This is a genomic window from Burkholderia sp. WP42 (assembly GCF_000745665.1).
In the GTDB taxonomy this organism is placed as follows: Bacteria; Pseudomonadota; Gammaproteobacteria; order Burkholderiales; family Burkholderiaceae; genus Burkholderia; species Burkholderia vietnamiensis.
Genome location: NZ_JQJT01000016.1, coordinates 144,353 through 158,225, shown reverse-complemented (window position 1 = coordinate 158,225; position 13,873 = coordinate 144,353). Strand labels below are relative to the sequence as shown.

Sequence of the window (13,873 nt, the reverse complement as noted above, 5' to 3'; positions counted from 1 at the left end):
AAGTCAGGGAGTTGCCGATCGGTGGGCGACGCACGCTGTCGGACGTGCACGCGGCGTCGCGAAGCCGCGCGCGGATATGACTGCCATCCGCGCGAGCCCGACAACATTCAGTGTGCGATGCAGCGTGTTTTTTACCGATCGTCATCGGGCATGAACGGCTCAGGTGCCGTTCCCGATGACAGGGTCATAAGAAATACTGGATATTCATTTTTCAGCGTCGAAGGACGCGAGAGGCGGCCGCCATGCCGACCGCGTCGGCGTATCCGCCGCTGCAACGTAATCTCTGCGGTCGCACCAATAGTCGGTATCCGTCGCGCGCCATTCCACCGCCAGCCGCCGATGGTACAAAGAGCGGCGGGTCATCGATGGTGCGCACGCGCGTCGTCGGCGGCCGGTATCCTGTCACATTCGCCACCAAGAGGTTCAGCACGATGAAACTGCTTCGCTACGGCCCGCCCGGCCAGGAAAAGCCCGGTATTCTCGACGCGCAAGGCCGGATTCGCGACCTGTCCGCGCATGTGCCGGATCTGGCCGGCGACGCGCTGTCCGACGCCGCGCTCGCGCGCCTGCGTGCGCTGGACCCGGCCGCGCTGCCGCTCGTCGCGGGCGAGCCGCGCATCGGGGCGTGCGTCGCGCGCGTCGGCAAGTTCATCGCGATCGGGCTGAACTATGCGGATCATGCGGCCGAAGCCGGCATGGCCGTCCCGAAGGAGCCGGTGGTGTTCGGCAAGTGGACGAGTTCGATCTGCGGCCCGAACGACGACATCGAAATCCCGAAGGGTTCGGTCAAGACTGACTGGGAAGTCGAACTGGGCGTCGTGATCGGCGCAACCTGCAAGGACGTCGACGAAGCGCGCGCGCTCGACTACGTCGCCGGCTATTGCGTGGTCAACGACGTATCCGAGCGCGAGTGGCAACTCGAGCGCGGCGGTCAGTGGGACAAGGGCAAAGGCTTCGACACGTTCGGGCCGATCGGGCCGTGGCTCGTCACGCGCGACGAAGTGCCCGATCCGCAACGCCTCGACCTGTGGTTGGAGGTCGACGGACACCGCTATCAGAACGGCAACACGCGCACGATGGTGTTCACCGTCGCGCAACTGGTCGCGTATCTGTCGACCTGCATGACGCTGCAGCCGGGCGACGTGATCACGACCGGCACGCCGCCGGGCGTCGGAATGGGCATCAAGCCGTCGCCGGTGTTCCTGAAGGCCGGCCAGACGCTGCGCCTCGGCATCGAAGGGCTCGGCGAGCAACTGCAGCACACGCGCAACGCACGGTAGCGGTCGGCGCGTGGGGCGCTGCGTGAACGGCGAATGCCGAATTCGCAGTGCCCAGCGCCCATTGCCCGCTGAACGTCTACCGCCGCGTGCCGTCCGCGAAGCGTCGAATATCGAGGACTGAACGTCGATCGTCGAATGCCGGCCGCTGACGGTTGCCGCTCAACCTCGACCGCTGGCCACCGACTGCAGAACACGGTTGCAGAACGCCGCCCGCCGACATCAATTCATCGGCGCCCTGAAGAACAGAACAGCCGCCCCGGCCGGAACGCATCGCGCTTCAACGCCCCGACCCCACAACCCGCGCCCGCATCCGGCCGCTACAGCACCGCAATTCCCCACATCCCCGCCTCACTTACCCGAGAGCTTGCGCCACAGCGTCGTCTTGCTGATCCCGAGCATCGCGCACGCGCGATCGCGATCGCCGCCGCACGCATCCAGCACCGCGCGAATCTCGTCGGCTTCCGCGCGACGGCGGCGCGCGTGCAGGGTGCGCGCATCGTCGTCGTCCGCGGCCTCGACCGGCGCCGCGAACAGCTCGGGCGCGATCGCCCGCAGCGCGTCCGGCGCGAGCGCCGGGCACGCGGCGGTCAGATCGTTCTCGTCGGCTTCCTCGGCTAGTTCCACCGCGATCCGCTCGATCACGTTCTGCAGCTCGCGCACGTTGCCGGGCCATCGATAGCGCGCGAGCGTCGATTGCGTCGCGCCGAGCACGCGCAGCGCGTCGCCGGGCTCGCGCATGCGCTCGGCGAGCCGCGGCTCGCGCTGCGCGGCCTGTACGAGCAGCGTCGCCGCAAGCGCCGGGATGTCGGCCGCGCGCTCGCGCAGCGGCGGCAGGCCCACGTTCAGGATGTTGAGCCGGTAATACAGATCCGCGCGGAACGTGCCGGCTTCGACGGCCGCCAGCAACGGCCGGTGCGTCGCGGCGATCACGCGCACGTCGATCCGGATCGGCTCGGTCGAGCCGAGGCGGATCACCTCGCGCTCCTGCAGCACCCGCAGCAGCCGGCTTTGCAGCGACGGCGGCATCTCGCCGATTTCGTCCAGAAACAGCGTGCCGCGGTGCGCGGCCTCGAACAGCCCCGTCTTGCCGCCGCGCCGCGCGCCGGTGAACGCGCCTTCCTCGTAACCGAACAGCTCGCTTTCGAGCAGCGCCTCCGGAAACGCGCCGCAGTTGACCGCGACGAATGGGTAATTGCGCCGCGCCGACAGCGCATGCAGGCTCTGCGCGATCATCTCCTTGCCGGTGCCGCTTTCGCCGAGCACCAGCACGGTCGCGTCGGATTTCGCGTAGCGGCGCACGAGGTCGCGCACGCGCGCCATCGGCGCGGACGCGCCGATCACGTCGTCGAGCGTGTAGCGCGCCGCGAACTGCTGCGTGTTCGGCTGCGAACGCAGCGCGCGGTCGAGCCGCTCCACCGCGCGCGACTCCTGGAACGTCAGCACGCTGCCGGACGTCACGCCGCGATCGACGAGCGGCCCGCGATGCACGACGTATCTCACGCCGCGCACGGTCGCGAGCGCATCGCCGTCTTCGCCGCGCAGCGTGCGCAGCTCCGGCCTGAGATCGACGAGCGCGCGGCCGACGGCCGCCGCGGGTTCGACTCCGAGCGCCGACGCGAGCCGCTCGTTGATCGCCTCCACCCGCCCGCGCGCATCGAGCGCGACGACGCCGTCGCGCAGATGCTGCAGCAGGTTGTCGAGCCGCTGCCGGCGAAACGCCTCGGCGTGGGTTGCATACGCGACTTCGAGCGCGGTCTCGACCGCCTGGCGCACCGACGCGTGCGAATACAGGAATACCGCGCCCATGCCCGCGCTCGCCGCCAGATCGGTGACGAGGCCGGGGCCGACGATCGTCTCGATGCCGCGGTCGTGCAGGTCGTGCACGCACGCCTCCGCTTCCTGCGCGGACTGATATGACGCAAACTGCACGTCGAGCCCGTACGCGGCGACGAAGCGGCGCACTTCGGGCGGCGTCTCGCCGGCGCTGACGAGCGCAATGCGGGTCGCGTCCCGACGCGCGCGCGCGAGCGCCTGCATCACGTCGAAGCCGGTCGGCGACACGACCACCACCGGCACCTGCGCGCGCGTTTTCAGGAAGCCGCCGTTCGAGCCGGCCGCGACGATCACGTCGGGCCGCGCGGTGCCGGCCTCGGCGATCGCGCTCAGCGCGTCTTCGTACGCGCGCGTGACGATGCGCACGTCGGCGCGTTCGTCGAATTCGCCGGCGATCTCGCGGAACAGGTCGCGCAGCCGGCTGATGCCCATCGCCCAGATGCGTGGGCGCACCGCGCGGTCGGTCGGGCCGGCGGGCGTGGTCGAGGAGAGGTCCATGACGATCGATTATGCGCGTGGCATTTCATTTTTGAAACACAAAAGCGCTGAAATGAAATCGACCGATGAATCGTGCCGCGCGCCGCTTGCTTAAGAATCAGTGGGTTAGCGGTGGAGTGGTGCGCTGGCCCGGTCCTTGCTGTTAATGGGCATTCCTTCAGGAGGCCGTTCATGAGCAACACGCATCTTCAAAGCGCCGGCGCGAAGTTTCGCGCGGCAGTCGCGGCCGAGCAGCCGCTGCAGGTGGTCGGCGCGATCACCGCATACGCGGCCAAGATGGCGCAGGCCGTCGGCTTCAAGGCCGTCTACCTGTCGGGCGGCGGCGTCGCGGCGAATTCGCTCGGGATCCCCGACCTGGGCATCAGCACGATGGAAGACGTGCTGATCGACGCCAACCGGATCACCAACGCGACCGACCTGCCGCTGCTCGTCGACATCGACACGGGCTGGGGCGGCGCGTTCAACATCGCGCGCACGGTGCGCTCGTTCATCAAGGCCGGCGTCGCAGCCGTGCATCTCGAGGACCAGGTCGGCCAGAAGCGCTGCGGCCACCGTCCGGGCAAGGAAGTCGTGCCGGTCGAGGAAATGGTCGATCGCGTGAAGGCCGCAGTCGACGCGCGCACCGACGACCAGTTCGTGATCATGGCGCGCACCGACGCTGCCGCGGCGGAAGGGATCGACGCGGCGATCGAGCGTGCGGTTGCGTACGTCGAAGCCGGCGCCGACATGATCTTCCCGGAAGCGATGAAGACGCTCGACGACTATCGCCGCTTCAAGGCCGCCGTGAAGGTGCCGATCCTCGCGAACCTGACCGAATTCGGCTCGACGCCGCTGTTCACGCTCGACGAGCTGCGCGAAGCGAACGTCGACATCGCGCTGTACTGCTGCGGCGCGTATCGCGCGATGAACAAGGCGGCGCTGAACTTCTACGAGACGCTGCGCCGCGACGGCACGCAGAAGGCTGCCGTGCCGACGATGCAGACGCGCGCCGAGCTGTACGACTTCCTCGGCTATCACGAATACGAGCAGAAGCTCGACCAATTGTTCGCGCAGGGCAAGAAGTAACGCGGCCCGCGCGACCCGACACACGCATCCCCATTGGAGAATGTAAACATGAGTGAGACGAAAGACGCAGCAGCACCGGCCGCAGCAGGCGGATTCAAGCCGAAGAAGTCGGTGGCGCTGTCCGGCGTGACGGCCGGCAACACCGCGCTGTGCACGGTCGGCCGGACCGGCAACGACCTGCACTACCGCGGCTACGACATTCTCGATGTCGCCGAATCGTGCGACTTCGAGGAAATCGCGCACCTGCTGGTACACGGCACGCTGCCGAACCTGACCGAGCTGGCTGCGTACAAGACCAAGCTGCGCGCGCTGCGCGGGCTGCCGAACGCGCTGAAGGCCGCGCTCGAGCAGATTCCGGCGTCGGCGCACCCGATGGACGTGATGCGCACCGGCGTATCGGTGCTCGGCACCGTGCTGCCGGAGAAGGACGATCACAACCTGCCGGGCGCGCGCGACATCGCCGATCGCCTGATGGCGTCGCTCGGCTCGATGCTGCTGTACTGGTATCACTTCTCGCACAACGGCAAGCGCATCGAGACGGAAACCGACGACGACTCGATCGGCGGCCACTTCCTGCACCTGCTGCACGGCAAGGCGCCGTCGAAGTCGTGGGTCGAAGCGATGCACACGTCGCTGATCCTGTACGCGGAGCACGAGTTCAACGCATCGACGTTCACCGGCCGCGTGATCGCGGGCACCGGCTCGGACATCTACTCGGCGATCACCGGCGCGATCGGCGCGCTGCGCGGCCCGAAGCACGGCGGCGCGAACGAGGTCGCATACGACATCCAGAGCCGCTACGACTCGCCTGACGAAGCCGAACTGGACATCCGCCGCCGCGTCGAGAACAAGGAAGTCGTGATCGGCTTCGGCCATCCGGTCTACACGATCTCCGATCCGCGCAACAAGGTGATCAAGGGCGTCGCGCACAAGCTGTCGAAGGAAGCGGGCGACCTGAAGCTGTACAACATCGCCGAGCGCCTCGAGTCCGTGATGTGGGACGCGAAGAAGATGTTCCCGAACCTCGACTGGTTCAGCGCCGTGTCGTATCACCTGATGGGTGTGCCGACCGCGATGTTCACGCCGCTGTTCGTGATCTCGCGCACGTCCGGCTGGAGCGCGCACATCATCGAGCAGCGCATCGACAACAAGATCATCCGCCCGAGCGCGAACTACACCGGTCCGGAAGATCTGCAGTTCGTGCCGATCGACAAGCGCTGACATGCCGCCGCGCGCGCCGGCGTCCGCGATGCGGGCGTCCGGCGCGCGCGCAACGTTTCATCCCGAATTCCGCCCCACATCATGAATACCGCCTACCGCAAACCTCTGCCCGGCACGTCGCTCGACTACTTCGACGCGCGCGCCGCGATCGACGCGATCGCCCCCGGCGCCTACGACACGCTGCCGTACACGTCGCGCGTGCTCGCCGAAAACCTCGTGCGCCGCTGCGACCCGGCGATCCTCGCCGATTCGCTGAAGCAGATCATCGAGCGCAAGCGCGAGCGCGACTTCCCGTGGTTCCCGGCGCGCGTGGTGTGCCATGACATCCTCGGCCAGACGGCGCTCGTCGACCTCGCGGGCCTGCGCGACGCGATCGCCGAGCGCGGCGGCGACCCGGCGAAGGTGAACCCGGTCGTGCCCGTGCAGCTGATCGTCGACCACTCGCTCGCCGTCGAATGCGGGGGCTTCGATCCCGACGCGTTCGCGAAGAACCGCGCGATCGAGGATCGTCGCAACGAGGACCGCTTCCACTTCATCGAGTGGACCAAGAAGTCGTTCGAGAACGTCGACGTGATCCCGCCGGGCAACGGCATCATGCACCAGATCAACCTGGAGAAGATGTCGCCGGTGATCCAGGTGCAGGACGGCATCGCCTATCCGGACACCTGCGTCGGCACCGACAGCCACACGCCGCACGTCGACGCGCTCGGCGTGATCGCGATCGGCGTGGGCGGCCTCGAGGCGGAGAACGTGATGCTGGGCCGCGCGTCGTGGATGCGCCTGCCCGACATCGTCGGCGTCGAGCTGACCGGCAAGCGTCAGCCCGGCATCACCGCGACCGACGTCGTGCTCGCGCTGACCGAGTTCCTGCGCAAGGAAAAGGTGGTGGGCGCCTATCTGGAATTCCGTGGCGCTGGCGCGGCGAGCCTCACGCTCGGCGATCGCGCGACGATCTCGAACATGGCGCCGGAATACGGCGCGACGGCCGCGATGTTCTTCATCGACGGTCAGACCACCGACTATCTGCGCCTCACCGGCCGCAGCGACGAACAGGTCAAGCTGGTCGAGACGTACGCGAAGGCGGCCGGGCTGTGGGCCGACACGCTCGCGCATGCGCAGTACGAGCGCACGCTGACGTTCGATCTGTCGAGCGTCGTGCGCAACATGGCCGGCCCGTCGAACCCGCACAAGCGTCTGCCGACCTCCGACCTCGCCGCGCGCGGCATCGCCGGCCAGTGGGAAGAGAAGCCGGGCGAGATGCCGGACGGCGCGGTCATCATCGCGGCCATCACGAGCTGCACGAACACCAGCAACCCGCGCAACGTGATCGCGGCCGCGCTGCTCGCGCGCAATGCGAACGCGCGCGGCCTCACGCGCAAGCCGTGGGTGAAGAGCTCGCTCGCGCCCGGCTCGAAGGCGGTCGAGCTGTATCTGAAGGAAGCGAACCTGCTGCCGGAACTCGAGAAGCTCGGCTTCGGCATCGTCGCGTTCGCATGCACGACCTGCAACGGGATGTCGGGCGCGCTCGATCCGAAGATCCAGCAGGAGATCGTCGATCGCGACCTGTACGCGACCGCCGTGCTGTCCGGCAACCGCAATTTCGACGGCCGCATCCATCCGTATGCGAAGCAGGCGTTCCTCGCGTCGCCGCCGCTCGTCGTCGCGTATGCGATCGCCGGCACGATCCGCTTCGACATCGAGAAGGACGCGCTCGGCCACGACGCGCACGGCAAGCCCGTCACGCTGAAGGACATCTGGCCGACCGACGAGGAGATCGACGCGATCGTCGCATCGAGCGTGAAGCCCGAGCAGTTCCGTAAGGTCTACGAGCCGATGTTCGCGCGCACGGCCGACGCAGGCGAGCGTGCCGCGCCGCTGTACGAGTGGCGGCCGCAGAGCACCTACATTCGTCGTCCGCCGTACTGGGAAGGGGCGCTGGCCGGCGAGCGTACGCTCAAGGGCATGCGGCCGCTCGCGGTGCTCGGCGACAACATCACGACCGACCACCTGTCGCCGTCGAACGCGATTCTCGCGACCAGCGCGGCCGGCGAGTACCTCACCAAGATGGGCCTGCCGGAAGAAGACTTCAATTCCTACGCGACGCACCGGGGAGACCACCTGACCGCGCAGCGCGCGACCTTCGCGAACCCGACGCTCGTCAACGAGATGGCGGTCGTCGACGGCGCGGTGAAGAAAGGCTCGCTCGCCCGCGTTGAACCCGACGGCAAGGTCATGCGGATGTGGGAAGCGATCGAGACGTACATGAACCGCAAGCAGCCGCTGATCGTGATCGCGGGCGCCGACTACGGCCAGGGCTCGTCGCGCGACTGGGCGGCCAAGGGCGTGCGGCTCGCGGGCGTCGAGGCGATCGTCGCCGAAGGGTTCGAGCGGATTCACCGCACGAACCTGATCGGGATGGGCGTGCTGCCGCTGGAGTTCAAGCCCGGCACGAACCGCAAGACGCTCGGCATCGACGGCACCGAAACGTTCGACGTGATCGGCGCACGCACGCCGCGCGCCGACCTGACGCTCGTGATTCATCGTCGCGACGGCGAGCGCGTCGAGGTGCCGGTCACGTGCCGGCTCGACACGGCGGAAGAGGTGTCGATCTACGACGCGGGCGGCGTGCTGCAGCGTTTCGCGCAGGACTTCCTCGAATCGTCGCAGGCGGCTTGAGCCGGACACACAGGGATAACCGAAACATGGCTCACATTCCACAAATCAGGATTCCCGCGACCTATCTTCGCGGCGGCACGAGCAAGGGCGTGTTCTTCCGGCTGCAGGACCTGCCGGAGGCCGCGCAGGCGCCCGGCGCCGCGCGCGACGCGCTGCTGCTGCGCGTGATCGGCAGCCCCGATCCGTACGGCAAGCAGATCGACGGGATGGGCGGCGCGACGTCGTCCACCAGCAAGACGGTGATCGTGTCGAAGAGCACGCGGCCCGGCCACGACGTCGACTATCTGTTCGGGCAGGTCTCGATCGACAAGGCGTTCGTCGACTGGACCGGCAACTGCGGCAACCTGTCCGCGGCCGTCGGCCCGTTCGCGATCAGCGGCGGGCTCGTCGATGCGGCGCGCGTGCCGCGCGACGGCATCGCGACCGTGCGGATCTGGCAGGCGAACATCGGCAAGACGATCGTCGCGCATGTGCCGATCACGAACGGCGCGGTGCAGGAGACCGGCGACTTCGAGCTGGACGGCGTCACGTTCCCGGCCGCCGAGGTGCAGCTGGAGTTCATGGACCCGGCTGCCGAGGAAGACGGCGCGGGCGGGTCGATGTTCCCGACCGGCAATCTCGTCGACGATCTGGTCGTGCCGGGCATCGGCACGCTGAAGGCGACGATGATCAACGCGGGCATTCCGACGATCTTCGTCGACGCCGCAGCGATCGGCTATACGGGCACCGAGCTGCAGGACGCGATCAACGGCGATCCGAAGGCGCTCGAGAAGTTCGAGACGATCCGTGCGCACGGCGCGTTGCGCATGGGCCTGATCGACACACTCGACGAGATCGCGACGCGCCAGCACACGCCGAAGATCGCCTTCGTCGCGAAGCCGGCCGACTACGTCGCATCGAGCGGCAAGCGCGTGAATGCGGGCGATGTCGACCTGCTGGTGCGCGCGATGTCGATGGGCAAGCTGCATCACGCGATGATGGGCACGGCGGCGGTCGCGATCGGCACGGCCGCGGCGATTCCGGGCACGCTCGTGAACCTCGCCGCAGGCGGCGGCGAACGCACCGCGGTGCGCTTCGGGCATCCGTCGGGCACGCTGCGCGTCGGCGCGGAGGCGCGCTTCGAGAACGGCGAATGGACCGTCACCAAGGCGATCATGAGCCGCAGCGCGCGCGTGCTGATGGAAGGCTGGGTGCGCGTGCCGGGCGACGCGTTTTAAGCGTCGTCGCTGCGCCCCGCGAGGGGCGGGCGAACTGCGACTTGCCCGCTTTGCCCGGCGGTATGCCGGGCGAAGCGGGCCGCCTGCCCGTCATGGGCAGGCCATTGCGCGATGCGGCGCGGCGCGCAATCGCGATATTCCACGATGTTTCGATTCGAAAGAAAATTCCGGTCGTCGATGGCTGGATAATAAAAATATCCAGATCGTGGAAACGATTCGAATTCATGCGCCGGATATGTGCTGCAATTTCGGTTTTCCGGGTATCGAATGATCCGGATCAATGCGTATTGAAATTGTGGGCCGTGAACCGCGTTATATGCGACGCTCTGCCGGAAATTTCGATCACAAATACCGCGGCCGACGCCTTCGCATTCGATTGACCACACCTACCCGGCGGCGAAAACCAGCCGACCGGGGCGATGGAATCGAATTCTGCTCTCACGCCGCGAGAGAAAGAAGTCGTGGATCTGCTGCGTCGCGGATTCAGCAACAAGGCCATTGCCGCTCATCTCGGCGTCGGACTCGATACCGCGCGGCGCCACGTGAGCCGCGTCAAGCAGAAGACTGGCGTCCGATCCGTCATCGCGTTGCCGGGCGGCGATTTGCCCGACCACCCCGGATGGCTCGAGCGCCTGGATCTGGGCGGCGTCCATCTGAGCCCGGCCGAATCCCGCGTGCTGCGACTGCTGTGTCATGGACGCGGCAGCAAGGACATCGCGCGCTTGCTGCAAATCAGCCCCCGTACCGTCGACAAGCATCGCGAGCATTTACTCGATAAATTTTCGTGCAAATCGACGCGTCAACTGGTCGCGTGGATCGCCGGTCAATACGCGAAATGTGGCATGGCGAATTCCTCGGGAGAATCCTAATCTGCATCCATGCGCTGCAGATACAAATAGATGAATTGATCTGTCAATAATTTTTAAATTGTAAATTGTTCGATTCGTCAATAAATAAGGCGTTTGTTTTTGTGCGTGACGCTCGCCGCGTGCGGAAGATTCATTTTTAGCGAGCTTATCCGAGGGAATTACAAAATGAGCATCCTGAAAGTTTGCCGTTGGCCGAAAGTGGGTAGCGCCTGGGACGTCATTACCGAGGGGACCGGGGAGCTGAAGAAGAAGGTCGGGGATACGTTCTCCGTGACCGGCGTGAAAAAGGAAAGCCTGAGAACCGAAAACACGTACTACGTGTACCAGGGCAGCCATGTCGACCAGGGGCAGAAGGTCGTGTGCAAGAGCCTCAGCTCGACCGGCAACGTGGCGGAGTTCCAGGTGCAGGCGCAGCTGTTCCAGGCGGAGGAGTACGCCGTGCTGGCCCAGTCGTTCCAGAACGTGCTGGCTGCCGTGACCAAGACCGTCGCGATCGGCATCGGTCCGAAGGACTTCGCGACGCTCAAGCAGGCTGGCTACAACCTGTGCTTCGCGAAGAAGGTCGGCGACGCGGCGTACAACGTCGTGTGGCGCGCATCGTTCGAGTACCTCGAGGACAACGAGTTCTCCTGGACGCCGATCTACCAGATCTTCGGCACGAACCGCTATCAGGACGGCATTACCGTCAAGGCGTCGACCAAGAAGGTCTCCATCGGCCTCGGCGAGATCGTCACGCTCGACAAGTACGGCCAGTTCGGCTCGCCGTCGACCGGCGGCGACCCGACCGCGATCAACATGGAGAACGACTACGGCGAGATCCATCCGGGCATTTGCCAGCTGAGTACGGGTATCGACGGCGAGGCCGTCAGCACGCCGATCTACGCCGCGCCCGAAGTGATGGTCTCCGGCGAAGCGTCGTTCACCCCGATCGAGAAGGTGCTCGTGTGGTTCGAGCAGAACATCGAGACGTCGACGATCTTCTCGCGGGCGCGGTCGCGCAGCATCGAGATCGACCTCACGAATACCAATTCGACGGGGCGAGTCTACGAAGGCGGGCAATGGAAAACGCCGTGATGCTGCCGTGAGCGGACGCGTCGTCAGCCGTTACGTCGAGATCGATATGTCCGACGTGTCGACGGCGGCACGCATCTACCAGGGGCAGTGCTGGATCGTTCCCTGACGGCACAGGCCGGCGTCGTGGCGCCGGCCTTTTCGTTTGTGGTTCGCTGCGCCGTATCGCGCCGCGCGTTCGCATCGGACGCCTTCCACGCACGAAAGCGCGTCAGAATACGCATACCCGGCGCACACGTCTGCCTGCCGCGCGCGCCTCCATTTGCTTCGAGCCCATCCCCACGAGGTCGCCATGCCATTGAACGCGCCGCTTGCCGGCATCCATATCGTCGAATTCGAAGGTCTCGGCCCCGGCCCGCTCGCCGGCTGGATGCTCGCGGGGATGGGCGCGCGCATCACGCTGATCGCGCGCCCGGCCGGACGCAGCAGCGCGCCCGATGCACTGCGGGCGCGCGACGGCGACTTGCTGCGCGAAGGCAAGACGATCGTCGAACTCGATCTGAAGAGCGCGGCGGGCCGCGACGCGGCGCTCGCACTGATTGCGCAGGCCGACGCGCTCATCGAAGGGCTGCGGCCGGGCGTGATGGAGCGCCTCGGCCTCGGGCCCGACGACTGCGCGCACCGCAACCCCGCGCTCGTGTATGGACGCATGACCGGCTGGGGCCAGGACGGGCCGCTCGCGACCGCGGCCGGACACGATCTGAACTACGTGGCGCTGACGGGCCTGCTGTCGTTGTCCGCGCCGCGCGAAGGCAGGCCGGGCGTGCCGCCGACGGTGGTCGGCGACGCGGGCGGTGCGCTCGGCCTTGCGTTCGGCATCGTCTGCGCGCTGCTCGACGTGCGCGCCGGCGGCGCGGGGCGCGTGGTCGACGGTGCGATCGTCGACATCGTCTCGATGCTCGGCTCGCTCGCGCTGTGGGCGCGGGCGAACGGGCAGCTCGACGGCGCGCAGCCGAGCCTGTTCCACGACGCGCCGTTCTACGACGTCTATCGCTGCGCGGACGGCGCATGCGTGACGATCGGCGCGCTCGAGCCGCCGTTCTACGCATTGCTCGTGGAGCGCCTGGGGCTGACGGACGTCGATCCGGCGTCGCAATACGATCGCGCGCGCTGGCCTGCGCTGAAGGCGCGTTTCGCGGAGGTGTTCGCACGCGAGCCGTCCGCGCACTGGCGCGCGCTGCTCGAAGGGACGGACGCGTGCTTCGCGCCGGTGCTCAGCGTGGCCGAAGCCGCGACGCATCCGCACAACGTGGCGCGGGCAATCTATCGCACCGATTCGAACGGCGACATTCGCGCACGCGTCGCGCCGCGGTTTCTGCCGTTGACGGACGATCAAGCGAACGGGCCCGTATAAGCACCGATGCGCGGTAGGCAACGCGGGGCGTCAAGGCCGAGCTGGTTGAGCTTTGAACTCGATTCGTCGAGCGGTTCGGCGAGCCTCGCCGTATTCCTCCGGCTACGCTGCATGTCTATCCGCACCGCTACAACATCATGTTGCGCAGCGTGGGCGATCGACTGATCTGCGAAATGCGCGATGCCGTCGACCTTGCCGCGACGAAGCGATAAACGTTGACTGCGCACGTCTCCGGCGGCCGACCACGCAAGCAACCGCACCCCGAACCAATTCAAGCCGTTTCCGCCACCGCCTCGGGCATCTTCCCGTCGCCGACACGATTGATCGTGCCTTGCGCGATCGCGACGAGCCGCTCGTGATCGCCGTCGATGACGTACACGTGACACTGGCAGGTCGCCTGATGCCGGCCCGCGTAGACGACCTGCGCGCGCGCGACGAGCGTGCCGTTCACGGCCGGCCGCAGGTAATTGATCTTGTACTCGGCGGTGATCACGCGGGGCCCGAGCACGAGTGCGCCGGCGAACGTCAGCGCATTGTCGGCCAGATAGCCCATCACGCCGCCGTGCACGAAACCGTGCTGCTGCCGCAGCTCGTCGCGCACGGGCAGGCACAGCGACACCTCGTTGTCGCCGATATGCATCAGCTCCGTGCCCAGCAGCATGCTGAACGGTTGCGCGCGCAATGCGCCGCGCGCGTGGTCCGTGATGTCCGTCATCGACTTGCCTCGCAATGCGTGTCCGCTTGCGCTGAACTCTAGGAAGGGGGCTGCCGATAAGCAAGGAAATTCGT

12 protein-coding genes are annotated in these 13,873 nt (G+C 66.9%); 9 read left to right on the top strand and 3 right to left on the bottom strand.

The genetic code is table 11. The features are described 5' to 3' along the window. The first annotated feature begins 431 nt into the window (after nucleotides 1-431). A complete protein-coding gene (locus EX20_RS09770) occupies nucleotides 432-1,280 on the top strand; it encodes an ureidoglycolate lyase (RefSeq protein ID WP_034193446.1) in 849 nt (282 codons plus the stop codon). Nucleotides 1,281-1,628: 348 nt separating this feature from the next. On the opposite strand, the gene prpR is transcribed toward EX20_RS09770, so the two are convergent. Continuing rightward, nucleotides 1,629-3,611: a propionate catabolism operon regulatory protein PrpR gene (prpR, locus tag EX20_RS09765; protein ID WP_011881027.1), complete on the bottom strand. Its 1,983-nt coding sequence runs from the start codon at nucleotides 3,609-3,611 to the stop codon at nucleotides 1,629-1,631. Between the two features lie 171 nt (nucleotides 3,612-3,782). On the opposite strand from prpR, the gene prpB reads away from it, so the two are divergent. The 8 genes from prpB (at nucleotide 3,783) to EX20_RS09730 (ending at nucleotide 13,084) form a co-directional block, all read left to right on the top strand. Next, nucleotides 3,783-4,676, top strand: a complete 894-nt coding sequence (gene prpB, locus EX20_RS09760) for a methylisocitrate lyase (RefSeq protein WP_011881026.1) — start codon at nucleotides 3,783-3,785, stop codon at nucleotides 4,674-4,676. A gap of 48 nt (nucleotides 4,677-4,724) precedes the next feature. Next, complete coding sequence (gene prpC, locus EX20_RS09755; RefSeq protein WP_011881025.1) at nucleotides 4,725-5,897, top strand: bifunctional 2-methylcitrate synthase/citrate synthase; 1,173 nt, start codon at nucleotides 4,725-4,727, stop codon at nucleotides 5,895-5,897. Nucleotides 5,898-5,978: 81 nt separating this feature from the next. Beyond that, nucleotides 5,979-8,573 (top strand): Fe/S-dependent 2-methylisocitrate dehydratase AcnD, encoded by a 2,595-nt coding sequence (gene acnD / locus EX20_RS09750; RefSeq protein ID WP_011881024.1) that lies wholly within the window; start codon nucleotides 5,979-5,981, stop codon nucleotides 8,571-8,573. Between the two features lie 26 nt (nucleotides 8,574-8,599). Beyond that, complete coding sequence (gene prpF, locus EX20_RS09745; RefSeq protein WP_034193402.1) at nucleotides 8,600-9,790, top strand: 2-methylaconitate cis-trans isomerase PrpF; 1,191 nt, start codon at nucleotides 8,600-8,602, stop codon at nucleotides 9,788-9,790. Next, nucleotides 9,706-10,170: a hypothetical protein gene (locus EX20_RS31835; protein WP_131929034.1), complete on the top strand. Its 465-nt coding sequence runs from the start codon at nucleotides 9,706-9,708 to the stop codon at nucleotides 10,168-10,170. The genes prpF and EX20_RS31835 overlap by 85 nt, the downstream gene beginning before the upstream one ends. Nucleotides 10,171-10,209: 39 nt before the next feature. Beyond that, nucleotides 10,210-10,659, top strand: a complete 450-nt coding sequence (locus tag EX20_RS30530; RefSeq protein WP_011881022.1) for a response regulator transcription factor — start codon at nucleotides 10,210-10,212, stop codon at nucleotides 10,657-10,659. Nucleotides 10,660-10,824: 165 nt separating this feature from the next. Then, on the top strand, nucleotides 10,825-11,733 hold the full coding sequence (locus EX20_RS09735; protein ID WP_124260151.1) for a hypothetical protein: 909 nt from the start codon (nucleotides 10,825-10,827) through the stop codon (nucleotides 11,731-11,733). 289 nt (nucleotides 11,734-12,022) lie between these two features. Continuing rightward, complete coding sequence (locus EX20_RS09730; protein WP_011881020.1) at nucleotides 12,023-13,084, top strand: CaiB/BaiF CoA transferase family protein; 1,062 nt, start codon at nucleotides 12,023-12,025, stop codon at nucleotides 13,082-13,084. Here EX20_RS09730 and EX20_RS31830 read toward each other — a convergent pair. Together EX20_RS31830 and EX20_RS09725 are read right to left on the bottom strand one after the other, a co-directional pair. Then, complete coding sequence (locus tag EX20_RS31830; RefSeq protein ID WP_131929035.1) at nucleotides 13,063-13,359, bottom strand: hypothetical protein; 297 nt, start codon at nucleotides 13,357-13,359, stop codon at nucleotides 13,063-13,065. The two genes, EX20_RS09730 and EX20_RS31830, sit on opposite strands and share 22 nt — an antisense overlap. Then, a complete protein-coding gene (locus tag EX20_RS09725) occupies nucleotides 13,356-13,799 on the bottom strand; it encodes a PaaI family thioesterase (RefSeq protein ID WP_014724157.1) in 444 nt (147 codons plus the stop codon). Before EX20_RS09725 ends, EX20_RS31830 begins: the two co-directional genes overlap by 4 nt. Nucleotides 13,800-13,873 lie beyond the last annotated feature (74 nt).